The sequence below is a fragment of the Trinickia sp. Y13 genome, assembly GCF_029522115.1.
Classification (GTDB): domain Bacteria; phylum Pseudomonadota; class Gammaproteobacteria; order Burkholderiales; family Burkholderiaceae; genus Trinickia.
Genome location: NZ_JAKWFK010000004.1, coordinates 238,766 through 262,515, shown reverse-complemented (window position 1 = coordinate 262,515; position 23,750 = coordinate 238,766). Strand labels below are relative to the sequence as shown.

General features: G+C 63.1%; 26 protein-coding genes. 9 read left to right on the top strand and 17 right to left on the bottom strand.

Translation table 11 applies throughout. The annotated features are described in order from the left end of the window. Positions 1 to 2 precede the first annotated feature (2 nt). From MMB74_RS09765 to MMB74_RS09740, 6 genes are all read right to left on the bottom strand, one after another. Positions 3 to 1,430, bottom strand: a complete 1,428-nt coding sequence (locus MMB74_RS09765; RefSeq protein WP_277428425.1) for an aldehyde dehydrogenase family protein — start codon at positions 1,428 to 1,430, stop codon at positions 3 to 5. Between the two features lie 73 nt (positions 1,431 to 1,503). Then, positions 1,504 to 2,307, bottom strand: coding sequence for an ABC transporter permease (locus MMB74_RS09760; protein ID WP_277428424.1), 804 nt, complete (start codon positions 2,305 to 2,307; stop codon positions 1,504 to 1,506). Then, on the bottom strand, positions 2,304 to 3,221 hold the full coding sequence (locus MMB74_RS09755; RefSeq protein ID WP_277428423.1) for an ABC transporter permease: 918 nt from the start codon (positions 3,219 to 3,221) through the stop codon (positions 2,304 to 2,306). Before MMB74_RS09755 ends, MMB74_RS09760 begins: the two co-directional genes overlap by 4 nt. Then, positions 3,218 to 4,552, bottom strand: coding sequence for an FAD-binding oxidoreductase (locus MMB74_RS09750; protein ID WP_277428422.1), 1,335 nt, complete (start codon positions 4,550 to 4,552; stop codon positions 3,218 to 3,220). The genes MMB74_RS09755 and MMB74_RS09750 overlap by 4 nt, the downstream gene beginning before the upstream one ends. Before the next feature lie 2 nt (positions 4,553 to 4,554). After that, positions 4,555 to 5,265: an HAD-IA family hydrolase gene (locus tag MMB74_RS09745; RefSeq protein WP_277428421.1), complete on the bottom strand. Its 711-nt coding sequence runs from the start codon at positions 5,263 to 5,265 to the stop codon at positions 4,555 to 4,557. A 72-nt stretch (positions 5,266 to 5,337) separates the two neighbouring features. Further along, positions 5,338 to 6,414: an ABC transporter ATP-binding protein gene (locus MMB74_RS09740; protein ID WP_277428420.1), complete on the bottom strand. Its 1,077-nt coding sequence runs from the start codon at positions 6,412 to 6,414 to the stop codon at positions 5,338 to 5,340. Between the two features lie 101 nt (positions 6,415 to 6,515). Between MMB74_RS09740 and MMB74_RS09735 the strand changes: the two genes are divergently transcribed. Beyond that, positions 6,516 to 7,517 carry a LysR family transcriptional regulator gene (locus MMB74_RS09735; protein WP_277428419.1) on the top strand — a complete coding sequence of 334 codons (1,002 nt, stop codon included), beginning with the start codon at positions 6,516 to 6,518 and terminating at the stop codon, positions 7,515 to 7,517. Here MMB74_RS09735 and MMB74_RS09730 read toward each other — a convergent pair. From MMB74_RS09730 to MMB74_RS09710, 5 genes are all read right to left on the bottom strand, one after another. Continuing rightward, positions 7,477 to 8,103: a LysE family translocator gene (locus tag MMB74_RS09730; protein WP_277428418.1), complete on the bottom strand. Its 627-nt coding sequence runs from the start codon at positions 8,101 to 8,103 to the stop codon at positions 7,477 to 7,479. The genes MMB74_RS09735 and MMB74_RS09730 overlap by 41 nt on opposite strands. Before the next feature lie 132 nt (positions 8,104 to 8,235). Further along, a complete protein-coding gene (locus tag MMB74_RS09725) occupies positions 8,236 to 8,682 on the bottom strand; it encodes a hypothetical protein (protein ID WP_277428417.1) in 447 nt (148 codons plus the stop codon). A gap of 115 nt (positions 8,683 to 8,797) precedes the next feature. After that, complete coding sequence (locus tag MMB74_RS09720; RefSeq protein ID WP_277428416.1) at positions 8,798 to 9,253, bottom strand: carboxymuconolactone decarboxylase family protein; 456 nt, start codon at positions 9,251 to 9,253, stop codon at positions 8,798 to 8,800. Positions 9,254 to 9,282: 29 nt separating this feature from the next. Beyond that, complete coding sequence (locus MMB74_RS09715) at positions 9,283 to 9,699, bottom strand: cupin domain-containing protein (RefSeq protein WP_277428415.1); 417 nt, start codon at positions 9,697 to 9,699, stop codon at positions 9,283 to 9,285. Between the two features lie 118 nt (positions 9,700 to 9,817). After that, positions 9,818 to 11,245, bottom strand: a complete 1,428-nt coding sequence (locus MMB74_RS09710) for a PLP-dependent aminotransferase family protein (RefSeq protein WP_277428414.1) — start codon at positions 11,243 to 11,245, stop codon at positions 9,818 to 9,820. A gap of 118 nt (positions 11,246 to 11,363) precedes the next feature. Between MMB74_RS09710 and MMB74_RS09705 the strand changes: the two genes are divergently transcribed. From MMB74_RS09705 to MMB74_RS09695, 3 genes are all read left to right on the top strand, one after another. Beyond that, on the top strand, positions 11,364 to 12,023 hold the full coding sequence (locus MMB74_RS09705) for an HD domain-containing protein (RefSeq protein WP_277428413.1): 660 nt from the start codon (positions 11,364 to 11,366) through the stop codon (positions 12,021 to 12,023). 211 nt (positions 12,024 to 12,234) lie between these two features. Then, a complete protein-coding gene (locus MMB74_RS09700) occupies positions 12,235 to 12,912 on the top strand; it encodes a DUF2239 family protein (RefSeq protein WP_277428412.1) in 678 nt (225 codons plus the stop codon). A gap of 16 nt (positions 12,913 to 12,928) precedes the next feature. Next, positions 12,929 to 14,251: a carotenoid oxygenase family protein gene (locus tag MMB74_RS09695; protein ID WP_277428411.1), complete on the top strand. Its 1,323-nt coding sequence runs from the start codon at positions 12,929 to 12,931 to the stop codon at positions 14,249 to 14,251. A gap of 100 nt (positions 14,252 to 14,351) precedes the next feature. Here the strand turns inward: MMB74_RS09695 and MMB74_RS09690 are convergent, their stop codons facing one another. Continuing rightward, on the bottom strand, positions 14,352 to 15,005 hold the full coding sequence (locus MMB74_RS09690) for a glutathione S-transferase family protein (RefSeq protein ID WP_277428410.1): 654 nt from the start codon (positions 15,003 to 15,005) through the stop codon (positions 14,352 to 14,354). A 237-nt stretch (positions 15,006 to 15,242) separates the two neighbouring features. Next, positions 15,243 to 16,094: a class I SAM-dependent methyltransferase gene (locus MMB74_RS09685; protein WP_277428409.1), complete on the bottom strand. Its 852-nt coding sequence runs from the start codon at positions 16,092 to 16,094 to the stop codon at positions 15,243 to 15,245. A 130-nt stretch (positions 16,095 to 16,224) separates the two neighbouring features. Here MMB74_RS09685 and MMB74_RS09680 point away from each other — a divergent pair, with 130 nt between their 5' ends. Further along, positions 16,225 to 17,145 (top strand): LysR family transcriptional regulator, encoded by a 921-nt coding sequence (locus MMB74_RS09680; protein WP_277428408.1) that lies wholly within the window; start codon positions 16,225 to 16,227, stop codon positions 17,143 to 17,145. A gap of 189 nt (positions 17,146 to 17,334) precedes the next feature. Here MMB74_RS09680 and MMB74_RS09675 read toward each other — a convergent pair whose 3' ends face one another. Both MMB74_RS09675 and MMB74_RS09670 read right to left on the bottom strand, forming a co-directional pair. Further along, entirely contained in the window at positions 17,335 to 18,336 is a 1,002-nt protein-coding gene (locus MMB74_RS09675) for an NADP-dependent oxidoreductase (RefSeq protein WP_277428407.1), read from the bottom strand. 120 nt (positions 18,337 to 18,456) lie between these two features. Further along, positions 18,457 to 19,245: an SDR family oxidoreductase gene (locus tag MMB74_RS09670; RefSeq protein WP_277428406.1), complete on the bottom strand. Its 789-nt coding sequence runs from the start codon at positions 19,243 to 19,245 to the stop codon at positions 18,457 to 18,459. 192 nt (positions 19,246 to 19,437) lie between these two features. On the opposite strand from MMB74_RS09670, the gene MMB74_RS09665 reads away from it, so the two are divergent. Further along, entirely contained in the window at positions 19,438 to 20,061 is a 624-nt protein-coding gene (locus MMB74_RS09665) for a TetR family transcriptional regulator (RefSeq protein ID WP_277428405.1), read from the top strand. Positions 20,062 to 20,079: 18 nt separating this feature from the next. Here the strand turns inward: MMB74_RS09665 and MMB74_RS09660 are convergent, their stop codons facing one another. Next, a complete protein-coding gene (locus MMB74_RS09660) occupies positions 20,080 to 20,559 on the bottom strand; it encodes a helix-turn-helix domain-containing protein (protein ID WP_277428404.1) in 480 nt (159 codons plus the stop codon). A 63-nt stretch (positions 20,560 to 20,622) separates the two neighbouring features. On the opposite strand from MMB74_RS09660, the gene MMB74_RS09655 reads away from it, so the two are divergent. After that, positions 20,623 to 21,270 carry a cation transporter gene (locus tag MMB74_RS09655; RefSeq protein ID WP_277428403.1) on the top strand — a complete coding sequence of 216 codons (648 nt, stop codon included), beginning with the start codon at positions 20,623 to 20,625 and terminating at the stop codon, positions 21,268 to 21,270. A 74-nt stretch (positions 21,271 to 21,344) separates the two neighbouring features. On the opposite strand, the gene MMB74_RS09650 is transcribed toward MMB74_RS09655, so the two are convergent. Then, positions 21,345 to 22,223 carry an NmrA/HSCARG family protein gene (locus MMB74_RS09650; protein ID WP_277428402.1) on the bottom strand — a complete coding sequence of 293 codons (879 nt, stop codon included), beginning with the start codon at positions 22,221 to 22,223 and terminating at the stop codon, positions 21,345 to 21,347. Positions 22,224 to 22,351: 128 nt separating this feature from the next. Between MMB74_RS09650 and MMB74_RS09645 the strand changes: the two genes are divergently transcribed. Both MMB74_RS09645 and MMB74_RS09640 read left to right on the top strand, forming a co-directional pair. Continuing rightward, positions 22,352 to 23,236, top strand: coding sequence for a LysR family transcriptional regulator (locus tag MMB74_RS09645; RefSeq protein ID WP_277428401.1), 885 nt, complete (start codon positions 22,352 to 22,354; stop codon positions 23,234 to 23,236). A gap of 198 nt (positions 23,237 to 23,434) precedes the next feature. Beyond that, positions 23,435 to 23,638 carry a cold-shock protein gene (locus MMB74_RS09640; protein ID WP_277428400.1) on the top strand — a complete coding sequence of 68 codons (204 nt, stop codon included), beginning with the start codon at positions 23,435 to 23,437 and terminating at the stop codon, positions 23,636 to 23,638. Positions 23,639 to 23,750 lie beyond the last annotated feature (112 nt).

The following is a 23,750-nucleotide window of genomic DNA, read 5'->3' as shown; positions in this document are numbered from 1 at the left end:
GCTCAGTGCCCGTACCCGACGATCCCCTTCACTTCGAGAAACGCTTCGAGGCCCCACTCGCCATACTCGCGGCCATTGCCCGACTGCTTGTAGCCGCCGAACGGCGAACCCGGGTCCCACGCAGGGTAATTCAAATAGACGCTGCCTGCGCGCAGACGGAAGGCGACGCGACGCGCACGCTCCAAGTCGCTCGATTGCACGTAAGCGGCGAGTCCATACGGACTATCGTTTGCAATCGCGATGGCGTCCTCTTCGTCGCGATACGGCAGGATCGCGAGCACCGGCCCGAAAATCTCTTCTCGCGCGATCGTCATCTCGGGCCGTACGTCGGCGAACACGGTGGGCCGCACGTAATAACCGCGCTCGAGCCCTTCAGGGCGGCCGAGGCCCCCCGCGACGAGCGTGGCCCCTTCTTCGATTCCCATCGCGATCAGCCGCTGGACACGCTCGAATTGCACCTGACTGACGACGGGACCCATCGTCGTGCCGGCGGCATCGGCAGGCCCGACCCGATGCGCGGCCGCCGCGCGTCGTGCGATTTCGATCGCCTCCTCGCGGCGCGAGGCCGGCACGAGCATGCGGGTTGGCGCGTTGCACGATTGCCCGCTGTTGCTGAAGCAGCTGTTCACGCCTTTGGTCACGGCCAGGCCAAAATCGACATCGTCGAGCAGCAGATTTGCCGATTTGCCGCCGAGTTCCTGATGCACGCGCTTGACGCTCGGCGCGGCCATCGTCGCAATCTGCACGCCTGCGCGCGTTGAGCCGGTGAACGACACCATGTCGATGCCGGGATGCGAGCACAACGCTGCGCCAACCGTCGGACCATCGCCCTGCACGAGGTTGAACACGCCGGGCGGCGCGCCTGCCGCATCGAGCACTTCCGCGAAGATCACCGCGTTCAGCGGCGATACCTCGCTTGGCTTGAGCACCATCGTGCAGCCGGCCGCGAGGGCAGGGGCGACCTTGCAAACGATTTGATTCATCGGCCAGTTCCACGGCGTGATCAGCGCCACGACGCCGACGGGTTCGTGGCGCACGAGCGACGTGCCCTTGTTGCGCTGCCATGCGAACGTTTCGCACGTGCGCAGCAGCTCTTCCAAATGGCGGCGCCCGAGCCCCGCCTGCCATTCGTGCGCGAAGGGGCGCGGCGCACCGATCTCGCGGGAGATGGCTTCGGCGATGTCGTCGTAGCGCGCGAGATAGGCATCGAGAATCCGCCTAACCAGCGCGATGCGTTCGGCGGGATCCGTCAACGAGAACGTTTCGAAGGCTCGCCGGGCCGCGGCGACGGCGCGGTCCACGTCGCGCGCATCGCCCAGCGCAATCTCTGCGAAGGGCGCTTCGGTGCACGGATCGATCACGGCAAGCCGCGCGTCGCCGGCAGGCGCAACCCACGCGCCGTCGATGTAGAACTTCAGAGCATTGGTCATGGGGAATCCGGTTCGCATGTCAGGGAAGTCGGCACTGCGGAAACATTGGGAACATTCGGCGCATCGGAGCCGCTCAGGCGCGTGCTGCTTGCGCGGCTCCGCCGCGGCGGCTGATGACGACGATCAGCACCAAAGCCAGCGTAAGCGCCGTGAGCATCGTGCTGATCGCGGCGATCGTCGGATCGATCTCGTCGCGCAAGGTGACGAACATGCGGCGCGTCAACGTTTGATTCGGCCCGCCCGATACGAACAGTGCGACGACGGTTTCGTCGAGCGCTTGGATGAATACGAACACCGCCCCCGAGATCACGCTCGAGCGTATTTGCGGCAGCGTCACGGCTAGGAAGCTGCGCAGCCGATTCATCCCGAGGCTGCGCGCCGCCATCTCCTGTGCGTGATCGAAGGAGCGCAAGTCCGCTCCGACCGAGATCACCACATAGGGCAGGCCGAGCATGGCATCGGCGAGGATCAGACCGCCGAGCGTGTTCACATAGTCCAATTTCGAATAGACGAAGAATACGCCGACCGCGACGATGATGATAGGCACCATCAGCGGCAACATCAGCAAGGTCCTCAGGCGGCGAATCCAGGCGTGTGTGCCGTGCTCGATCGCGTATGCGGCCGCCACGCCCACAGGGGTGGCGATCGCCGTGGCGAAGAACGATGCCGTGAGCGTCGTGCGCGCGGCGGCCAGCCAATCGGGACTGCCGAAGAACGCCGTGTACCAGCGAAGCGACAGGGCCGGCGGCGGGAACGTCATGAAGCGCGTATCGGAGAACGACAGCGGCACGACGATCACGACCGGAATCATCAGGAACGCGAGGATCAGCACCACCGATGCGATCAGCAGGCCGCGCGCGATCGGAATGGGTCTCATTTTGCCCCCAAGGTTTTGTCGAGCGGGATGACGCGGCTCGCGGCATAGAAGATTGCAAACACGCACAGGAGCAGGATGACGCTCACCGAGCTTGCTGCTCCCCAGCTGTTGTAGATTTCGACGTTGCGGCTCACGACCATCGACACCATGATCGACTTGCCGCCGCCCATCAGCTCGGGCGTGATGTAAAAGCCGAGGCACAGCACGAATACGAGCGTCACGCCCGCGACGACGCCGCCCATCGACAGCGGCAGGAACACACGCAGGAACGCATGGACGGGCGAAGCGCCAAGGCCCGCCGCCGCCTGTGACAGTGCGGCGGGAATCTTCTGCATGGCCGAATAGAGCGGTAGCACCATGAACGGCAACAAGATGTGCACCATGGCGATGATCGTGCCGAATTGGTTATAGGCGAGCTGCACGGGATGATCGACGAGGCCCGAGGCGAGCAGCGCCTTGCTAATGATGCCCGTGCGTTGCAGCAGCACGAGCCAAGCGTAGGTGCGCACGAGCACGCTCGTCCAGAACGGCAAGATGACCATGCCGAGAATCAACGCCGCCAGCTTGGGGCGCACCGATGCGGCCAGATAGGCCACGGGGTAGCCGAGCAGCAGCGTCACGACCGTCACGATCACGCTCAGCTTGAACGTGAGCAAAAACGTATCGAGGTAGGTGCCGCTGAAAATGCGCCGGTAGTTCGCGAGCGTGAAGCCGCCGTCTTGACGGATGGACTGCCATGACAACCAGGCGAGGGGCACCACCAGCAAGACGAGGACGACGGCCAAGGCGGGCGTCATCAGAAGCAGCATCGCGCGATCCTCGCGCCGCCGGTAGCGCAGCGCGGCATCGTGATCGGTATCGGACGATCGCATCAGTTCGCGCTCCGAAGCGATTCCCCTGGCAGTCGTCATCATACCCCCACGGCATCTAGCAACTGGTACCACGCGGCAACGAGCCTGACGCCCGGCGCGCGCAACGAATGAAATGGGACCGGCCGCAAGCCGTCCTGCGCCAGCAGCGCGAGATCGGGCCTCTCGCCCAGGGCGAGCGCGGCCGCATGTTGGCCGACGAGGCTCGCCATGGCGACTCCCGCGCCGTTATAGCCGACGCAGAACACGGTTGCATCGTCGCTGCGGCCGACGTGCGGCAGCGCATTGAACGTCATTGCGACGTAGCCGGACCAGCGGAATGCGACGCGCACGTCGGCAAGCTCGGGAAAGAGCGCGATCATCGCGCGGCGCAGCGCCTCGAAGCCGGTGTCTTGTCCTTCCTTGCCGAAGGCATCGCGGCCGCCGAACAGCATGCGGCCGTCGGCGCGGCGAAACCACTTCATCATCCGGCGCGTTTCGGTATAGCTGCGCTGCATCGTCATCAGCTTTGCATCGACATCCGCGGGAAGGCGCTCGGTCGCGATCATCGCGCTGCGAAACGGGACGAGCTCGCGTTGATACGCAGCTGTCGCCGGATTGAGGCCTGAATATGCGTTGGTCGCGACGATCAACTGTCGTGCGCGCACCGTTGCCGCCGCTGTGCGGAGCACGACACCTGGCCCGCCGCGCGCCGGCTCGATGGCCTCGACGCGCGTCGATTCGTGGATCGGCACGCCGCGTGCCGCAAGGCCGCGCGCGATTCCCAGCACATATTCCAGCGGCAGGATCGTGCCCGCGTCTTCGCTGAGCACGCCTCCGACGAAGCCCGTCGATCCCGTCTCGTGCTGCGTCTGCGCGCGCGAAAGCGCCTTCATCGACCGGTCGCCCAATGATGCGCGCACCCAGTCCGCTTCCGCGACGCACGTAGCGAGCGCGCGCTCGGAGTGTGCGCAGCGCAGGCTCCCCGTACGCTGAAACTCGGCGCCTGAGATGGCGAATTCATCGACGAGCGATTGCACGACGCGCACGCCATCGTGTGCGAGCCGGTGCATGCGCTTGGCGACATCCAAGCCGTAGCGCGCCGCGATGGCCGGGAACGAGACGCGGAACTTCGACGACACGACGCCGCCGTTGCGCCCGCTCGCTCCCCATCCGACCGGGTTGGCGTCCAGCACCACGCACGGCACGCCGCGCTTGCTGAGCGCATACGCGGCCGCAAGCCCAGAATAGCCAGCGCCGACGATGGCTACGTCGGTCTGCACGTCGCGCGTGAGCGGCCCCGCGCCTACCGGCAAATCGAGCGTGCCAGCGCGTGCGGCGAGGTGGCGCCACAGCGAATCGGGCTGCGGCGAAGTGGACACGAGTGGCGCGAGCATGGCTAGGCCGGGGCGAGCTCTGCCTCGACGGCATCGGCCAAGGCCGCGAGCGTCGGGAAGCAGAAGGTCGGCATCGTCACTTTCGTCGGTACCGGGGTCGCACCGAAACCGTTCTGACCGCGGCGGCGTTCGATCCAGCACGTGGCATAGCCGAGCGCCGTCGCGATGCCGATGTCGTGATACTGGCTTTGTGCGGTATGCAGGATTTCGCCGAACTTGTAGCCGAACGCCGCTTGACGGCCGCGGTTGTAGGCAAAGAACTGCGGGTCGGGCTTGGCGACGCCGGTTTCGTCGCAACACACCGTGTCGTCGAATGGATCGCCCAGCGTATGTGCATACGCGGATAGGGCGACACGGTCCGCGTTCGTCATCGCCACCAAGCGAAAATGCTTGCGCAGCCGCTTGAGCGCTTCGACCGAATCGGGGAACGCCGGCCATTCGAGCACGTCGCGCTGGAACGCGGCGGCCGACTGAGGATCGTCGGGTAGACCCAGTTCCTTGGCGAGCGACAGATAGACATGCGCCATCGCGTGGCTCGAGCGCCCGGGAAACGCCGCGCGTCCGCGCATGTAAGGCTCGAAGATTTGGTCGTCCGTCAGGTCGTTCGCGGCCGGACCGCCGAGGCGGCGCACCGAAGCGAGCACGCCCCGTTCGAAGTCGATGAGCGTGCCGACGACGTCGAACGTCAGCACCTTGAAATCGGTGAGCTTCATGAGTTCATCCTTGATTGCGTTGCAGTTGACGGAAACCAGAAAGACGGATGGATAAGCGGCGGTGCGACGCGCTTACGCCGGTACGACGATGGTGTCGCGCGGGGATAGCGCGACGCGCAGCGGGGTCCCCGGCGGCGGGACGCGTTGCCGGGAGGCGTGATTGCCCGGCTGGCGCAAGCTGAGGATCGTGCCGTCGCCGAGCGCCGCGAACACGCGCAGGCTCTCGCCCTGATACAGCACCTCGGTCACGCGCGCGCTCAAGCGGTTCGCATCGGGCGGTGCGTCGTCCGCGTCGATGACGAGTTTTTCGGTTTGCACGGCCAGCAGCAGCTTGTCCGCGCGCGGGAGCGGGTAGGCTGTGCGCAGCACGGCATCGCCGAGTCGCACCGCATCGTCGCCGGCGCGCTCGACCGGCAGCAGGGTGGCCTCGCCGATGAAGCTGGCGACGAAGGCGTTGCAGGGCCGGTCGTAAAGCCGTTCGGGGGTATCGACCTGCACGAGCTTGCCGTCTTTCAACACGGCGACGCGATCGCTCATCGTCAATGCTTCGCGCTGATCGTGCGTGACGTAGACGATGGTCGCGCCCAGCCGACGATGCAGCCGGCGCAACTCGATCTGCATCGTTTCGCGCAATTGCTTGTCGAGCGCCGACAGCGGCTCGTCCATGAGAATCAATTGCGGTTCGAATACGATGGCGCGCGCCAGCGCGACACGCTGGCGCTGGCCGCCCGAGAGCTCGCTGATGCGCCGATGTTCGTAGCCGCGCAGCTCGACCATCCCGAGCGCTTCGGTCACTTTGCCTGCCCGGCCCGCCTTCGGTTCGCCGCGGGCGCGCAGCGGAAACGCCACGTTCTCGCCCACTGTCATATGAGGAAAGAGCGCGTAGCTCTGAAACACCATGCCGATATTGCGTTTATGCGGCGGCGCGAATGTAATGTCGCGCTCGCCCACCCAAACGCTGCCGGCGCTGGGCTGAACGAACCCGCCCAGGATGCCGAGCAGCGTCGTCTTGCCCGAGCCCGAAGGGCCGAGCAGGGAGACGAATTCTCCCTGCGCGACATCGAGCGATACGTCGTCGAGCGCTACCATCGCGCCATAACGCTTTGCTGCGGATCGAATCGAAACGCCCGCCTTCGCTCGTGCATCCATCGTTGGCTCCCGCCCGTGTCGGCCTGTTGATGTCAAAAATATAGGCTGCGGGTTTTTTGACGGCAATTCCCTAATTGTTGGATTGGGCATAACATGAAGTCATGCCTAGCCTACGCAGAAAACTCCCCAGTGCGAATGCGCTGTTCGTCTTCGAAGCGGCCGCGCGTTGCGGCAACTTCACGCGCGCAGCGCAGGAGCTCTATGTGAGCCAGCCTGCCGTGAGCCGAATGCTGGCGCGCATGGAAGACCATATCGGCGTGCGTCTGTTCGTGCGCGTGCATGGCGGTATCGAGCTGACCGAGAGCGGAAGGATTCTCTATCGCAAGATTTCCGAGGGGCTGACCGGAATCGAAGACGCCATTCGCGAGATCGAAGCGCGCGCAACGGGCGTGGAGCCCGTTACGCTGTCCGTTTCCACGGCGTTCACGACGCACTGGCTCATGCCGCGCATGAGCCGGCTCAATCAAGCGTTTCCGTCGGTCGATCTGCGTTTTCAATTGATATCGGGTCGCATCGGCGGGCCGCTCGGCGATGTCGATCTCGGGATGCGTTTCGCGCAGAACGGCGAAATGCACGAGAACTGCGTGCCGGTCATGCCCGAGGTGCTGTTACCCGTTTGCAATCCCCGCTACCAGGAGCTCGCGCGCACCGACGATTGGCGCGCGCACGGCGACACGGTCATCGTGATGGACGACGAGGAGCGCGGCTGGCACGCGCGTTTCACGGCATTCAAGGAGGAGAGGCGGCGGGCGGCGGGGGTGTTGAATTTCAACGATTACGCGATCGTCGTGCAGGCCGCGCTGCTCGGCCAAGGGATCGCGCTTGGCTGGGTGAACGTGGTGATGCACTGGCTCGCCCAGGGCGCGCTCGTACCTGCCGAAGAGGAGTTGCTCGTCACCGATCGAATGTGCTGCCTGTCGTGGGCGCCGGGACGGCCGCTCCGCCCGATCGTCGCGCAGGTGCGCGATTGGTTGATTGCCGAGATGCGCGCGGATCTCGAAGCGGTCGATAGCGCCTACCCGGCGCTACGGCTCGCGGCAACGGTGGACGAGGGGCTCTCGCTCAGCGATGTTGCGTCGCGACCTTCAAGCCCAGCGCGATGAAGATGGAGCCCACGATTTTCCCTTGCCACCGGCCGATCCACGTCAGATGCTTCACGATACGCCCAAGCGGGCGGATCGAAAGGACGAGCAGGGTGGTATAGACCGAACTCAATACGACGAAGATGAGCCCGAGAATGGCAAACTGAAAAAAGACCGAACCGTGTTCGGGATGCACGAACTGCGGCATGAAAGCGAGGAAGAACAGCGCCGTCTTGGGGTTCAGCACTTCAGCCGGAACGGCCTGCAAAAAGGCTTTCGCAGGGGAGACGGCCGGCATTTTCGGCAGCGAGGGATCGCTCTGCTTTTCGAGGATCGCACGAATGCCCAGATAGATGAGGTAGGCCGCGCCGATCAGCTTGACCGCATTGAATGCGAGCGCGGAAGTCATCAGCACGGCCGATAAGCCAGCCGCCGCAAACACGGTATGCACGAAATCTCCGGCCGCTATTCCCAGCCCGGTCATGACGCCAGTCTTGCGGCCGCCTTGGACGGTACGACTGAGTACGAGTAGCACGGCCGGGCCTGGAATCAGAAAAAGGCCCAGAACGACGGCAACGAACGTGCTTAGCGCGGAAATGTCGAACATCGCGGCTCCTGCGATAGGTGTGAACGGACGCGAAGATTGTCTGCGATATGGATTGGTATGTCTATTCGCGGATTACACGTACTGCACCCATTGTCGGCAACCGGCGAGCAGGCGATGCGATGAAGCCTACGATCAATGGTAGGTTTTCTTGGAAGCGCGCAGCTTCGTCAAGACACCGCCCTTCAAGCTGAACCAGCCTTGCGAGCCTTGCATCACCACGTCGTCTCCTTGCCAGAACACGCGCTTGACCGCCATGCGTGCATGCGTGCGCTGCACGAGGGGGGGACGTTGCCGGAAGTCGTATAGCACGGGACCCGAATCGGTCTGGACGAGCGAGCGCGTGACGCTATCGTTTGCGCTACCGACTTCGTCGAAATGCACGAGCGTAGTTGCGCCGAACCGGTCGAAAACGTCCTTATCGAGCATGCCGACGAATGCGTGGCCGGTGCGCACGAACTGCACTTGGCCGGAAGGCGTGGCAAATGGGCCAGGCGCGTCGCTTTGGGCGTGGACGGCGGTGGCGAAATACAAGGTGGCAAAAGAGGAGGAGGCGAGCGCAGCGAGGATCGATCGTTTCATGTCCGGTTCTGAGTTGGGCGGTGCGAGCGCTGCGGTGGCGAACGTCGACGTCGAGCCGCGCCGTCCGCTGCAAACGCCGTTCGATTCACACCGCGCTAAGACCGGCACCACTCTATCACTGCTTCAACACGGCTTGTGGGGTATTGCGGAAGCTGATCGCCATGCGGTTATAGGTGTTCATCAAGCTGATGGCGATCGTCAGATCGACGAGCTCGCGTTCGTCGAACACGGCGCGGGCGGCTTCGTACGCCTCGTCGGTGACGCCCGTCTGCGCGACAAGCGTCACCGATTCGGCCCACGCAAGCGCGGCGCGCTCGCGCTCGTCGAATAGATTTCCCGCTTCCCTCCATGCCTGCACCAGCGCGAGTTTTTCGATTTTCACGTCTTTGCTCAGCAGGTCGCGCGTGTGCATGTCGAGACAGTAGGCGCAGTTGTTGATCTGCGACACGCGCAGGTAGGCTAGATCGACGAGAACGGGCGAGAGGTCGCTTTGCATGACGTAGCTGTAGACGCCGCCAAGGGCTTTTACGCCGGCCGGCGCGATCTGGCTATAGTCGAGACGCTTGCTCATGAGTCACTCCTTTACCTTATGCACTCGATTTATTTGACCGGGGTGGTCAGGATCTTGTCGTCGCTATCCACAACGAACACCGCCAAGAGCTTCGCAGGCTGGGTGTCGCTCGCATTGCGGCTGACGCGGTGGATGGCGCCGGGCGCTTCGAAGAAGCTTTCGCCGGCGTGGTAGATGTGCTTCGGGCCGTCGTCGACTTGAGATTCGATGGCGCCGGACACGACGTACGCGTAGATGAACGCGGACTTCGCGTGCTCGTGCGCGGGTGAAACGCTGCCGGGGGCATAGTCCACTACGACGGCAGTCAACGACTTGCCCGGAATGTTGGGAATGGCGTGCTGGAAGTTCGGCGTGACGGTATCACCCGTGCCATGCGCCCCCGCGGGCATTGCAATGCTGAAGACCATGCCTATGCAGGCAGCCGAAACGAAAGATCGAATGTTCATCACCGTGTGGCTCCTTGAGATGCGCCTATTGTGATTTCGAAATAGCGCACGAGAAAGAACCAAGAATGAACATATTTCATGCACCATGACGCGATGCAGCGGCCCGCTTGCTGCACGCTCAATTGCGCGCGTCGATTCGTTCGAGCAGCCGGCGGCAATCGGCAGCCAGTGTGCGCTCGTTCAGATTGGTCACGCTCAGCAACAGCCCCTGTTGCCTCGGGTCATGCATGTACCAGGAAGAGAGCGGCACGGGGGCCAAGCCTGAGCGGCGAGCTTTCGATGCAATGTCGATATCCGATACCGATTCGGGCAGCGCGGTCACGATTGCCGTGCCGGCCGTGGCCAGCACTTTCAGCGAGTCGGAGCCCATTTGCGCGAGACAACCGACGAGGGCTTCTTGCCGCGCGGCGTAGAGGCGCTTCATGCGGCGCAGATGGCGCAGATAGTGCCCGTCGCGCATGAATTCCGTCACCGCGTGCTGCACCGATGCGGCCGGGGCGGGTGCGAGGCACGCGGAGATATCGCCGAATCGATGTGCCATTGCCAATGGCACCACCAAAAAGCCCAGACGCAGCGCTGGGGTGATGGTTTTGCTGAAACTGCCGATGTGCAGGACGCGTCCCGCTTGGTCGAGCGAAGCGAGCGCGGGCGCCGCCCGTCCTTTCAGTTGAAGCTCGCCCAGATAATCATCTTCAACGATCCAGGCGTCGTTTCGCTTGGCCCAAGCGAGCAGCGAAAGCCGTCGGGGCAGCGACATCGTCATCCCGAGCGGCGCCTGCTGGCCCGGCGTCACGATGGCGAGTGCGGCCTGAGGCGTCTGCCGGATGCCGGCATCGACGTCGAGGCCGTGGGCATCCACCGGCACTGCCGTCACGGTCATTCCCGCCAAGCCGAGGGCGGTGCGCGTGAGCGGAAAGCCAGGGTCCTCCATCCAGGCGTCCCGCCTTTCGACCTGAAGCCCGCGAATCGCCAGGTTCAGCGCTCCCGAGAACCCGGTCGTGACGAACACCTGAGAGGGATTGCATCGCAGGCCGCGCGCCACGCCGAGATAGGCGGCAATTTCCCTTCGCAAATCCGGATCGCCGCGAGGATCGGGGTATCCGACGGGAGCGGCCGCCGCGCGCCGCGCCGCATGCGCTTGGATACGCGACCACAGCTTGAACGGAAAGGCGTCTTGGGCCGGCACGCCCATTTGAAATACCAAAGGCGTGGTACCGAAATCGCTGAAGAGATCGGGAAGGGGCGGCGCGTCCGGCGACCAATTGGGTATCGCCGGCAGAGACGGGCGTTCTGCTACGCGCGTACCTGCTGCCCCTAGACCGATTACGAATTGCTCGTCGATTAGGCGCTCGTACGCCGTGCGCACGGTCCCCCGCGACACGCCGAGTTGCGCCGCCAGATCCGACCACGAAGGCAACCGCGCGCCGGCGGCGAGCTGCCCCGTCTCGATCGCGTTTCGGATCGAAGCGTAGATCTGCGCGGACAACGAGGCGGGGCCGTTGCGATCGACGCCGATCGGGAGGGAGATGTATTCGCCATGATGCATTGGAAGTTCTCGATCTTGGTGCTGTTTTATGGCTCGATCAAAGCGTAGCTTCGTGCGTGTATCGGGGCCAATCGGTGCTGGCCCGCGGGTCCGTCGTCCTAATAGATCGAGTAATCAGATGATTCAAGGCAAAGCTGTGTCGAGCGCCGACATGCTCGGCGTCGTGATCCCCGACAGTAACCTGATGCGTGAAGTCACGCAGCTCATTCTCGACACCGAAAGCGAGTTGCTGTTCAATCATTCCGCCCGCGTCTACCTATGGGGCGCGTTGCTCGGAAAGAGCAAGGGTATCGCCTTCGATCCCGAATTGCTCTACGTTGCGGCCATGTTTCACGATCTAGGGCTCACGTCAGCCTATAGCGAAAGCCAGTTGCGCTTCGAGGTCGACGGCGCGAACGCCGCGCGCGATTTTTTGCGAAGCCATCGTATTTTGGAGCAAGACATCGATAGGGTATGGACCGCTGTCGCACTCCATACGACGCCGGGCATCCCAGAGCACATGCACGGGGAAATCGCCTTACTGCAAGCGGGGGCCGGGATGGACGTGGCGGGACGCGGCTTCGGCGCGCTCACGGAGGAACAGCGCGCCGCGGTGGTCGGTAGCTATCCGCGTGAGGCCGACTTCGCAAACAAGATAATCGATGCCTTTTATGACGGCATGAAGCATCGTCCAAGCAGTACGTTCGGCACCTTCAACGATGATTTTCTGGCACATAAAGATGCCGCCTTCGAGCGGGTCAACGTCTGCAGCATCATCCTGAACTCACCGTGGAAGTGACCACGTTAGGGGGCGATGCTGCCTTGTGACAACGCGGCGCAACCGATCGCAAAGGTGAGCCTGCATCAATGCAGGCGCTCGGGCCACGCCACACAGAGCGCTGTGTCGTCGTTGAAGCGAACCTCGAATCTCGATATTTATACCCGGATAATATTGACATCTATTTCATCCGGGTATAAATTGCGGACCATTCCAACTCGAGATTCGAACGATGTCCTCTCCTTCTCTCGTTACCTATACCGCCTTCGACGGCCATCGGCGCATCGCATCAGGCGCATTGGAAGCTGTCGCCTTGGCGGTAAAGCATGCCGTCGAAAACGGCGCATCGGGCCCTGTTCTGATGTTCGATGACGGCACCGGACGCTCGCTCGACATCGACACCCGCGGCACGGATGACCAAGTATTGGCTCGACTCGCCGCGCACCCGGCTAGCGCCAAAGATCATGGCGGAGCCACCCCACAAGACGCGTCGCTAGCGGCAGGCGATTCGAGCGAAGCCGACAGCGCGGAGAATGCGCCGCGCGGGCGCGGGCGCCCCAAGTTGGGCGTGGTTGCACGCGAGGTCACTCTTTTGCCGCGGCATTGGAGCTGGCTCAGCGCACAACCCGGCGGCGCTTCGGTGGCGCTACGCAAGCTGGTCGACGAAGCGCGGCGCACGAACGGCGAGCAAGACCGGCGTCGCAAAGCCCAGGAGCGCGCCTACCATTTCATGTCCGCGATGGCCGGAGACATGCCTGGTTTCGAAGAGGCCACGCGTGCGTTATTTGCGAACGATCAGTCGCGATTGCGTGAACAGATCGCAGCATGGCCGACGGACGTGCGCGAGCACGTGATCGCGCTCTCTGTCGTCGATGGCGACGACCCATATGAGCACGCGCCCACGCGCTGATGGGGCCAAGACAACCATGGCCACACTCGACTTGAATTCCGGCGCCACGGCGGCCGTCCTCGACGAAGTCGACATTACGGAGCTTCCCGTTATCGGCGAAATACCGCCGCAGCTCGATGGGGTATTGGTGCGTAATGGGCCCAACCCTTTGCGCGGGCATTTCAACGGAAACGACGTGTTGGACTGGTGGCCCGAAGACGCCATGTTGCATGGCATCTCGCTGAGCGGCGGGCGTGCAACGAACTATCGGAATCGCTGGGCCCGCACGAAGCGCTGGGCCAGCGCACGCGAACCTCATGCGGCGCCCGATCTCCTGGATACGAACCCGAACGTGAACGTGCTTTCCCACGGGGGTGAAATATTGGCACTGGCTGAAGGCGGTGCGCCGCTTGCGATCACCGCCGCCCTCGAGACGCTCGGGGCAACCTGTCGTCATCCGGGCCTGGCGAATGGCACGACGGCCCATCCGAAAGTCGACCCGCACACGGGCGAGCTGATGAGCTTTCGCGCCGATTGGAAGAAGCCGTTTTTGCGCTACACGGTGGCAGATGCAAAAGGGGCACCCACCGTGGACGTCGACATCGACATGCCATCGCCGTCGATGATGCACGACATGGCGATCACCGCGACGCACAGCATCCTGATGGATCTCAATGTCGGATACGACTTTTCGATGCTATCCCGGGGGCACCGAATGCCGTTGCGTTGGCGCGATGATCACCAGGCGAGGCTCGGCGTCGTCCGGCGACATGGCGGTGAAGTGCAGTGGTTTGAAATAGCGCCGTGCTTTATTCAACACGTGGTGAATGCTTACGATGCCGATGCGGCGACGATCGTATTGGACGCGGTTCGATATCCCCGCTACTTTCGTCTCGCCGACGACGATTCGACGTTCGAGCCGTCCCCGCTCGGCGTTCTATGGCGCTATGTCATTGACCTAAATAGCGGCGTCGTGACGGAAAAGCAGATGGCGGATGTGCATATCGAACTGCCCCGCATCGACGAACGACGAACCGGCCGCGCTTATCGGTTCCTATATGCCGTGGAGCAACCCACGAACACGGAGTTCCGAGGCGTCCTTCGTTACGATCTCGGTTCCGGTTCGATACAGCGATACGGCGTTCCCGAAGGCGACCAAAACAGTGAACCCGTATTCGTCGCGCGTTCCGCATCGTCCGCGGAGGACGATGGTTGGGTGCTCGTCTGCGTCTATCGTCGTGCAACGGATACGAGCGATCTGGTTATCCTCGACGGCAACGATATAGAACGTGCGCCGGTTGCGACGGTGCGGCTGCCGAGGCGGATCCCCGCGGGATTTCACGGCGCGTGGGTTAGCTAACGACCGCAAAGCTGCCGCGAAATCTTGCGGCGGTTCGCCGACTCGGTTTCCGTCATGAGCGGCCTAACGCCTTCGGGCGTTTGGCCGCGCTGTTGCATGCTCAGGCCGCTGCCGGCTCGTTGCGCGCGTAGCCTTCCATCTGATTACGCAAGGCAGCCTGAAAGGCTGGCCGCGCTTCGCATCGTTTGACGTAGGCATCGAGCGGCGCAAATTCGGCCACGAGATCCGTATGCCTGATGAAGCGCAGGACGGTCGTCATCAGAATGTCGGCCGCCGTGAAGCGCTCTAGCAGATAGTCGCGACCGGCAAGGCAGTCGGAAAGCGCGGCCAATCGCGTCTTGACCTCGTCTACGGCGCCGGGACGCCGCAACGGCACCCACGCTTCGTCACGGTGCAGCACGTCCATGGTGAAGAGATTCCAGACCACCGGCTCCACGGTATTGAGCGCGGTGAACATCCAGGCGAGCGTGACATTGCGCAGATCGGCGGGCAGGAGGGTCTCGCTCTGCTGCGCAATGGCGTGGACGATCGCGCCCGATTCGATCGAGAGGCCGTCGTCGGACTCGAGCACCGGCACCATGCCGAAAGGATGCTTGTGCCGATAGGCATCGGTCTTCAACTCGTCGATGCCGATCCATCGGCTTTCATAGGCTAGCCCAGCCTCTTCGAGCGCCCAGCGAACGCGCAAGTCGCGCACGAGCCCCTGGGCGAAAGGCGGTATCCACTTGAAACCCCATACGGCGATGTTTTGCATTTCGTTTCTCCACGTGTCGCGTCATGTTTGCGCCGGTAGGTTCTGGCGCATCGGTTGGTGACCGTGGATAGAGTGCCACCCCGTCCGCGGCAGGGGAGAGTGACAACTGTGGCGTGATTCGGATGAGGCGTGCCGGTCGACGCGCAGGCGCGGTGCATCTTCGACGAACGATTCTCTGCGCTCCAGTGCGCTGTGCGGCGCACAGCGGAACACTGCCGCTTAGCGCCGTAGGAGGCCTCAGCGCTGCCCCCCTTCTGCGAAATTCTTCGACGATGCGGCCTCGAAAACTGCAGTGAATACACCCACACGGCCTTCCATGAGATTTCGCCCCAGATTGCTGGCAAGCTGCGCGAAATCCGGCCCCATCACAACGCCGAGATTCGGCGCGGGCGGCGGCCCCGACTCGCGCAACTGAGCGATCCAGGCTTTGGCCGCTTCGGTGTCGTCTTGCGCTACCAATGTCCGAAAACCCGCCTGCTCGATCGCCGCGCGCGTTGCATCGGCCGTCAAGAGAAAGCTCGTGGCCGGCGTACGCGCCCAGGGAACGGGGTAGTGCGGCTCGCCGTCCTTCGCCACTACGTCGAACGTTGCGAACCTGCCGGACGGCTTCAGCACGCGTTCGATCTCGCGGTAAAGCTCGACCCGATCGGCGATGTTCATCGCCACATGCTGCAGCAATACGACATCGAATTCGCCGTCGTCGAACGGAAGGGCCAACGCGCTGGCGGCGCGGAACGACACGCGTTCGCTCTGGCCGGTGCGCTGCGTCAGGTAACGTGCGGCATCCACGAACGGTTCGCTGAGGTCGATGCCCGTCACCCGGCAGCCATAAGTTGCGGCCAGGAAGCGGGCCGGGCCACCGACGCCCGAACCCACGTCGAGCACCGACATCTCGGCGGTGATACCGGCCAATTTGGCAAGTTCCGCGGTGGCGGCAAGGCCTCGCGTATGAAACTGATCCAGGGCGCCCAGTTGTTGTGGCATGAGCAGCTGTTCCTCCGGCCCAAGGGCCGCCAGCGCAACCTTGAGCCGCTCGGCCAAGCCGGTCGTGCGATAGTGCTCGCGCACGCCATTCAGTGCATCGATCATTGCGGGATTCCTCCATGGCTTCAGCCGTGTATCGAGGCGCTCGAGCCTACGTTCGGGCGCCGCCTCGCTTGCAGGCATAGGTGTAACATGGCCCCTCGCGAGCGACTATTGCTCACAATGTGCACGGGCTATGAAGCGCAATTTCACAGTCAGGCAGGGCGCGCTCGATGGCGTGGAGGTGTTCCTCAGCGTCGCTCGGCATCGCAGTTTTCGCCGGGCGGCGGCGGAACTGGGCATGACGCCTTCGGCCGTCAGCCAGGCGGTGCGCGTACTGGAGGCGCGCATTGGCGCCGCGCTTTTCATCCGCACCACGCGCAGCGTCGGCTTGACCGAAGCGGGTGAGCGGTTCCTTTCGCAAGCGAAGCCCGCCTTCGAGGAACTGCTCGCCGCCAGCGAGCTTGCGCGCGGGCTGGGTCAGCGGCCTAGCGGATTGTTGCGGCTTTCAGTGCCGCGGGCGGCGGTGCCGATTCTGCTCGAACCGCTTATCGCGACCTTCTGCCAGGCGTATCCAGAGATCGAAGTGGAGATCGCCGTCAGCAAGGAGTTGACCGATCTTGCCGCGGAAGGATTCGATGCCGGTATTCGGCTGGGGCAATTCGTCGAACCTGACATGGTGGCCATACCGCTGACGCCGCCGCTTCGTCTCATCGTCGTGGGAAGCCCTGCCTACTTCGCGGAGCGCCCGCGGCCCGAACGGATCGACGATTTACGCGGGCACGCCTGCGTGCGCTGGCGGCGATCGAGCGGCGCTCTGGCGCTGTGGTCGTTCAATGACAACGAACAGCCGATCGAGATCGCGGTAGCCGGACCGCTCATCGCCAGCGATTTTTCCACGATGCTGGGCGCGGCCCTCGAAGGCGTCGGGCTGGCTCAAGTGCCCGAGCCGATAGCCGCTGAAGCGCTGGCAGCGGACAAGCTGGTGCATGTCCTCGAGCCGTTCGCGCCGATGACGCCGGGCGTGTTTCTCTACTACCCGAGCCGCCGGCAGATGATGCCGAAGCTGCGGGCCTTCATCGATCACGTGAAGCAGCGCGAATCGAGTATTCGATGATGGGCTGACGAACCCGCCGAAGACAGGTGCGGTCCGAGGCTGACGTCCCGCCCCTTTTGCCGCACTTTGTAGCATGTCGAGCAGATGAACACCGACGTTGCCATTGCCGGTGCCGCCTAGATCAGTCCTCATGCGTTGACGTAGATGAGCACGCAAGCCGCTTCGGCTCCCGTGCCGCGCCGTTGCTCCTCACTTTAGGCTGACGACGACTTTCCCCTTGGCGCGTCCCCGCGCTAGATAGTCTAGCGCTTGCTTCGCTTGCTCGAACGGGAAGACCCGGTCGATTACCGGCCGAATCCGTTCTGCTTCGAGCAACTGGCCTATCTTCGCGAGTTGAGCGCCATCGGGGCGCAAGAATAGAAACGAATAGCTGACGCCGCGCTTGCTCGCAAGGCGCATGATCTTGCGACTCATGAGTGCGAATATGAGCCGGAAGACGAAGCCGAGCCGGCGGGTGCGCGCGAATGCTGCGTCGAGCGGACCGACGAGCGAAACAATCTTGCCTCGCTTCGCGAGGATGCCAAGCGATTTTTCGATCGCGTCGCCTCGAAGGGTGCCGAGCACGATGTCATAGCCGCTCAACGCTTGCTCGAATGCGTGCTTCTTGTAGTCGATCACTTCGTCCGCGCCCAGGCTGCGCACCAGTTCGACATTGGCCGTGCTCGTGTTCGTTCCCACATGCGCGCCAAAGTATTTTGCGAGTTGGATCGCAAATGTGCCGATACCGCCCGAACCAGCTGGAATGAAAACCTTTTGGCCGGGCAGCAGGCCGGCCCGTTCCTTCAGCGCTTGCCATGAAGTGAGCCCGACCATGGGGACAGCAGCCGCTTGTACGAAGTCCAGATTAATAGGCTTGGGCGCCGCCGCGCTTTCCGGCACGACGGCGAATTCGGCGATGGCCCCCGTGCCGAGATCGAACACGCTGGCGAAGACGGCATCGCCGGGTTTGAAGCGTGTCACGCCGCTACCAACTTCGATCACGACGCCCGCGAGATCGCTGCCCAGCGTGGCGGGGAACTCGAACTTCAAGATCGGTTTGAACGTCCCCTTCGGGATCATCGTGTCGATGGGGTTCAATCCCGCCGCATGGACTTCCACCAGAAGCTCGTGTGGTGCGGGGCGTGGTCTTGCGATTTCGGTCAAGCCGATCTCGGGTGTCTTGCCATAGCGTTTGAATGTGAGCGCTTTCATGTTGCTTCGACTCCGGTGTGACGAGGTTCTCGTTGTAGGTGGCGAGAAGGTTCAGGCAAGTCCGGCTTGCAGCCGCGAGCAACGCATGACACGACTTAATTCGCGACAGCCCCGCGCTGGTCAGGCTTCGGTTCGATAGCGTTCGGCCGCTTGCGATTGCCGAATGTCCCCCAGCAATCCTTGGCGGGCGCCATCGAGCGCATCCCAGCGTTCGGCGACGTGCAACGGCGGGATGGTCACGAGTTCACGGCGATCGAACCCCACCAGCGCCGCATCGACCAGTTCACCGACTTCCATCACCTCGGGAAGCGCGTTGACGTCGATGCCGGCGCGCTCCCAAATTTCGGTGCGCGTCGTTGCCGGCAACACCGCCTGCACGTAGACGCCCTTGGGCGAGAGCTCCAAGTGCAGGCCTTGCGACAGAAAGAGCACGAAGGCCTTCGAGGCGCCGTAAATCGACATGCCGAACTCGGGCGCCAAAGCGACGACGGAGCCGATGTTGACGATCGCGCCGGCACCCGACTGCGCGAAGCGCGACGCAACCGCACCCGCGAGCCGCGTCAGTGCGGTGACGTTGAGCGCGATCAGGCGCTCGATGTCCTGCGCGCTTTGCTGCTGGAAGCCGCCGGTTTGAGCGATGCCGGCATTGTTCACGAGAATGCCGATGCGAGCGTCGTCGCGCAGGCGCGTTTCGACAGCGGACACATCGGCCGGGCTAGTGAGATCGGCTTGCAGCACGTCGACGCCGACTCCGTGAGCTTCACGCAGGCGCGCCGCCAACGCGTCGAGGCGGCTCTTGTCGCGGGCGACGAGCACGAGGTCATGGCCGCGGCGGGCGAAGCGCTCGGCGTAAGTGGCGCCGATGCCGCTGGAGGCGCCGGTGACGAGGACGGTCGAAAGCGTGGTCATGAGAAATTTCCTTTTCAAGCATTGTTCGGAAGGGGCGAAAGCGGCGGCAAAAACGCGGCCGCCGCAGCAGGGTGATCGACGACAACGACACAATGATGATGATCATAATCAAAATAGTCAAGACTTTGATGATGGTCGACATCAATGTATAGTGAGGTTTTTCCGCAGACATCTGCTCACGGCGGTCTAGAAATGAAGGTCACCAAGGCACAGGCGCAGGCCAATCGGGCGCACGTCGTCGAGACGGCGTCCGCGCTGTTTCGCGAGCGCGGCTACGATGGGGTTGGCGTAGCCGATCTGATGGCGGCCGCCGGCTTCACTCACGGCGGTTTTTATAAACACTTCGGCTCAAAGGCCGACTTGATGGCGGAATCGGCTGCCTGCGGCATCGCGCAGACTGCGGCGCTGAGCGCCGGCTTGGACCCATCTGAGTTCGTGCGGCTTTACCTCTCGCGCGAGCACCGCGACACGCGTGCGACCGGCTGCACGATGGCGGCGTTGGGAGGCGATGCCGCGCGCCAGTCGGAAGCGGTCCGCGCGACGTTTGCCGAGGGCATCGAGGACTTGCTGGTCGCATTGAATGGCCACGGTTCGTCGCTCGATGGCGAGGACGCAGCCAAGGCGCGGGCCAAGTTCATCGGCATCTTCGCGCAGGCGGTAGGCGCCCTCGTCATGTCGCGCGCTTGCCCGGACGATTCGCTGCTGGCAGATGAGATTCTGACGGTTTGCCGCGATCGGATTCTCGCTACCTTGGGTGCGCCTGCGACTGGCGGCGGTACGGCGCGCAATCGGGGCAAGCAAGTGGGCAAGGGGTAGGCAATCCGGAAGCGAAGTTCAACGTGGCTTCGTCGAATTCGGTGACGACCCGGGTACCTTTCGACCACCAGGCGCCAATGATGTCTTTCGCCTCCTCGCAGCGGCAGCGCCGAGTGCCTGCAGTAGTTCGCAGTGCTCCGCCGTCTGGCTGTGGCAGTCGGCCGCTCGCAGCAGTGCGCGCCGCATCCGCTGGAGGTCACGGATTTTGCCTTCTATGTCTGCGAGATGGGCACGCGTCATGCGATCGGCGTCTGCGCACAGCTGGTCGGGATGATGCGCGAGTGAGATCAGATCGCGAATCTCATCGATGGTGAAGCCCAGTTCGCGGCCGCGTCGAATGAACGCCAGGCGATCGACGGAGGTGTCGTCGTACTGGCGGTACCCATTGCTGGCCCGACTGACGGCGGGCAATACACCAACCTTCTCGTAGTAGCGGATGGTCTCGACGTTGACGCCAGACAATTCGCTCAATGTGCCAATGGAATACGTTGCCGTCATGGCTTGACCCTGTAGTGACTACAGGGTTCAGGATACGCGTTTCGGGATCTATGGAGAGGGGCTATGCCCGGTGATTGCTGTCACCATTGCGACGACCAACTGAACCCGCGGCGCGAAGGCTATCGCCGGCTGCTTTGGATTGCGCTCGTGATCAATTGCACGATGTTCGTCGTCGAAGTGTTGTCGGGCCTTCGTGGCGGGTCGGTGTCGCTATTGGCCGATTCGCTCGACTTTCTTGGCGACGCCGCTAACTACGGCATCAGCTTGGCGGTGCTGGGCATGAATCTGGGCGTGCGTGCGCGCGCCTCGCGGCTCAAAGCGGCAACGATGCTCGCGTTCGGCGTCTGGGTATTGGCGCTGGCGGCTTGGCACTTCTTCACAGGGCGCGTGCCGAGCGTGCCTACCATGGGAGTGGTCGGCGCCTGCGCGCTTCTGGCGAACGGCATGGTGGCTGCGCTGCTGTTTCGCTATCGGGAAGGCGATAGCAACATGCGCAGCGTTTGGCTGTGCACCCGCAACGACGTCCTCGGCAACATCGCGGTGTTGCTGGCCGCGCTCGGCGTGTTCGGGACTGGATCGGCATGGCCGGATCTGGCCGTTGCCGCAGTGATCTCGATCCTCGCGTCGACGTCCGCAGTGCATATCCTTCGTCAGTCCGGTGCGGAAATGCGCGAGCACGCCGAGGAACGCGCAGCGGCTACGAGGTCGTGACGCCTCGCCGCCGCTTTGCCCTGCCGAGGGTCGCGCGTTCGATGCGTCGACGCGTGACCTTCATCGCCGGTGCTTCAACTAGACGACCATGTTGCTGCGGTGGCTTGCGCGAAGTCCCGATACGAGCGCGGAGCGCGCCCCAATAAAGCGCTGAACGAATCGATTTCGCGAGAGGTAGCCACGGCGCCGTCCTGCTGGTAGCGCTGCATCATCAAGCGGATGTCGTACACGAGCCAGTCGGGGGTGAACGGTTTGAGTTGCGCTTCGAGCGCGTCCAGATCGTCGCCGGCATAACGAACCGGGCGCTGCAACGCATCGGCCCAAATTGCGCGAATCGCATCCGACGTGAGCGCGTCCGGCCCGACCAGATCGAACGTCACGCGCGGCAACGGCGCGGCGGATCGCGCACGACGCAGCAACTCGCGAGCGGCTGCGTCGCCGATGTCGCGCACGTCCACCATCGAAATGCCCTTGTTTCCGATCGGCATGCCATAAATGCCATGCCCGAGCAGCGCCTCTTTCTGCCGGACATCGTTCTGCATGAAATACGCGGGACGCAGCACCGTCGCAGGAAGATCCATCTCCTCGACCATCCGTTCAACCGTATGTTTGCTCGTGAAATGCGGTACGTCGACGTACTCGGCGCCTTTGAATACCGACAGATACACGATCCCTTTCACGCCCGCTTCGCGCGCGATACTCATTGCTTGCAACGCTTGCGTCAGTTCGTCGGCCGCGTTTGGAACGAGCAGAAACAACGTGTCGATGCCCCGCATCGCCGCGCGCATGGCGGCGATATCGGCGATCTCGCCTTTCACCGGCGTAACGTTGCCTTCGAACTTCGCTTTTTCCGGCGAGCGCGTCAGCGCACGCACGTGCGCGCCCTCGTTCTGCAAATGCGCGATAACTTGCGAACCCACGACGCCGGTAGCGCCCGTCACGAGAATAGCCATGATGTTTCTCCTTGATTCGGTGATTGAAGGGCCGTCGTTTGTCGGCCCGGCGGAATGAACGATATTCGTTCCATGGATGTAGTGAAAGACCGATAATCGAGACCGTCTGTCTCGAAAATGGAACGAACATGGATCTCGCTGCACTGGCTGACTTCAACGCCGTCGCCGAACACAAGGGCTTCGGCCCCGCCAGTCGCGTGACCGGCCGCCCCAAGGCGACGCTCTCGCGCCACGTTGCCGAACTCGAAATGGATCTTGGCGTGCGCTTGCTCGAACGTGGCGCGCGCACGCTTCGCTTGACCGAGGAAGGGCTCACCCTTCATGAACGCACACGCGGCTTGTTGGCGGAAATCGCGGAAGCGGGCGAAGCCGTTGCCGCCCGGGCGCCGGTACCGCGCGGGCGGTTACGCGTCAGCGCGCCGCTGGTGTTCGGCCACGTCGTATTGAGCCGCATCGCGTCGCGATACGCGCTGGCCTACCCGCAAGTGGAGTTGGAGATCGTCGCGGAAGATCGCATTTCCGATCCCGTGCAGGACGGCTTCGACCTCGTATTGCGTATCAATCCACCTCAGGACGCGCTGCTCGTGGGTCGCTGCATTGCGACCGATCGCCGTGTGCTCGTTGCACCGCGCTCGCTCTCGATTCCGCGCGCGCCGAAAGACCCCGCGGCGCCGCTCGCATTGCCGGCCGTGTTGACCAGTAACACGCTTGCCGACGTGCGTTGGCAGATCGAGATGAAGAACGGCCGGCTGCGCACGATTACGCCTACGCCGGTCTTGCACATGTCGTCGTTACTGATGGTGCGGGAGGCCGTGCTGGATGGCGCTGGCGTGGCCTTGCTGCCCGGGCTGCTGGCCGCGCCGGACGTGGCTGCGGGAAGGCTCGTTCAGCTTGGCGTCGATGCGGGCTCCGCGGTGGAGATCTGGGCGCTATACAGCTCGCGCCGGTTGTTGAGCGCCAAAGTGCGCGCGTTCATCGACACGCTGCAGCAGACGATGGATCGGCCGCGATAAGGCGTCAAACGACCGCGCTAACGATATACGTTGACACTCCAGGCCCGCTAGGTTACTGTGAGCCTCGAAATATTCAAGAAGCTCGATTGCTGATCACCATTTTCCGCCTCTTCTGCGCGGTACTCGTTATCCTCTCTTCTTCCTTGAAGTTTTTTGTCGCTCCGGAATGGAGCTATTATTTTTTTGTCAGGAATTCGCATGGATACCGGTACCGTTAAGTGGTTCAACGATAGCAAGGGCTTTGGCTTCATCACTCCCGATGCGGGCGGCGACGATCTTTTCGCTCACTTCTCCGAAGTGCGCGGCGAGGGCTTCAAGACGCTCGCGGAAAATCAAAAGGTGAGCTACGAGACGAAGCGCGGCCCGAAGGGCTTGCAAGCTGCAAACATCACGCCGCTTTAAACGCTCTGAAGTAGAGCAAGCGTGAAACAAGGGCCGGTTTGACCGGCCCTTTGTGTATCTGCGTGACCGATATCGAACGCGGTTGCGTCACTGCCGGTCCGATCGACAGTTT

Bases quoted from the DNA above. Each gene is read 5' to 3' on its own strand.
- MMB74_RS09715 (WP_277428415.1), bottom strand. From the start codon at position 9,699: ATGAACATTCGATCTTTCGTTTCGGCTGCCTGCATAGGCATGGTCTTC.
- MMB74_RS09695 (WP_277428411.1), top strand. From the start codon at position 12,929: ATGGCCACACTCGACTTGAATTCCGGCGCCACGGCGGCCGTCCTCGAC.
- MMB74_RS09740 (WP_277428420.1), bottom strand. From the start codon at position 6,414: ATGGATGCACGAGCGAAGGCGGGCGTTTCGATTCGATCCGCAGCAAAG.
- MMB74_RS09675 (WP_277428407.1), bottom strand. From the start codon at position 18,336: ATGAAAGCGCTCACATTCAAACGCTATGGCAAGACACCCGAGATCGGC.
- MMB74_RS09700 (WP_277428412.1), top strand. From the start codon at position 12,235: ATGTCCTCTCCTTCTCTCGTTACCTATACCGCCTTCGACGGCCATCGG.
- MMB74_RS09725 (WP_277428417.1), bottom strand. From the start codon at position 8,682: ATGAAACGATCGATCCTCGCTGCGCTCGCCTCCTCCTCTTTTGCCACC.
- MMB74_RS09730 (WP_277428418.1), bottom strand. From the start codon at position 8,103: ATGTTCGACATTTCCGCGCTAAGCACGTTCGTTGCCGTCGTTCTGGGC.
- MMB74_RS09720 (WP_277428416.1), bottom strand. From the start codon at position 9,253: ATGAGCAAGCGTCTCGACTATAGCCAGATCGCGCCGGCCGGCGTAAAA.
- MMB74_RS09660 (WP_277428404.1), bottom strand. From the start codon at position 20,559: ATGACGGCAACGTATTCCATTGGCACATTGAGCGAATTGTCTGGCGTC.
- MMB74_RS09710 (WP_277428414.1), bottom strand. From the start codon at position 11,245: ATGCATCATGGCGAATACATCTCCCTCCCGATCGGCGTCGATCGCAAC.
- MMB74_RS09645 (WP_277428401.1), top strand. From the start codon at position 22,352: ATGGATCTCGCTGCACTGGCTGACTTCAACGCCGTCGCCGAACACAAG.
- MMB74_RS09745 (WP_277428421.1), bottom strand. From the start codon at position 5,265: ATGAAGCTCACCGATTTCAAGGTGCTGACGTTCGACGTCGTCGGCACG.
- MMB74_RS09655 (WP_277428403.1), top strand. From the start codon at position 20,623: ATGCCCGGTGATTGCTGTCACCATTGCGACGACCAACTGAACCCGCGG.
- MMB74_RS09755 (WP_277428423.1), bottom strand. From the start codon at position 3,221: ATGATGACGACTGCCAGGGGAATCGCTTCGGAGCGCGAACTGATGCGA.
- MMB74_RS09670 (WP_277428406.1), bottom strand. From the start codon at position 19,245: ATGACCACGCTTTCGACCGTCCTCGTCACCGGCGCCTCCAGCGGCATC.
- MMB74_RS09685 (WP_277428409.1), bottom strand. From the start codon at position 16,094: ATGATCGATGCACTGAATGGCGTGCGCGAGCACTATCGCACGACCGGC.
- MMB74_RS09650 (WP_277428402.1), bottom strand. From the start codon at position 22,223: ATGGCTATTCTCGTGACGGGCGCTACCGGCGTCGTGGGTTCGCAAGTT.
- MMB74_RS09760 (WP_277428424.1), bottom strand. From the start codon at position 2,307: ATGAGACCCATTCCGATCGCGCGCGGCCTGCTGATCGCATCGGTGGTG.
- MMB74_RS09665 (WP_277428405.1), top strand. From the start codon at position 19,438: ATGAAGGTCACCAAGGCACAGGCGCAGGCCAATCGGGCGCACGTCGTC.
- MMB74_RS09705 (WP_277428413.1), top strand. From the start codon at position 11,364: ATGATTCAAGGCAAAGCTGTGTCGAGCGCCGACATGCTCGGCGTCGTG.
- MMB74_RS09750 (WP_277428422.1), bottom strand. From the start codon at position 4,552: ATGCTCGCGCCACTCGTGTCCACTTCGCCGCAGCCCGATTCGCTGTGG.
- MMB74_RS09690 (WP_277428410.1), bottom strand. From the start codon at position 15,005: ATGCAAAACATCGCCGTATGGGGTTTCAAGTGGATACCGCCTTTCGCC.
- MMB74_RS09765 (WP_277428425.1), bottom strand. From the start codon at position 1,430: ATGACCAATGCTCTGAAGTTCTACATCGACGGCGCGTGGGTTGCGCCT.
- MMB74_RS09735 (WP_277428419.1), top strand. From the start codon at position 6,516: ATGCCTAGCCTACGCAGAAAACTCCCCAGTGCGAATGCGCTGTTCGTC.
- MMB74_RS09680 (WP_277428408.1), top strand. From the start codon at position 16,225: ATGAAGCGCAATTTCACAGTCAGGCAGGGCGCGCTCGATGGCGTGGAG.
- MMB74_RS09640 (WP_277428400.1), top strand. From the start codon at position 23,435: ATGGATACCGGTACCGTTAAGTGGTTCAACGATAGCAAGGGCTTTGGC.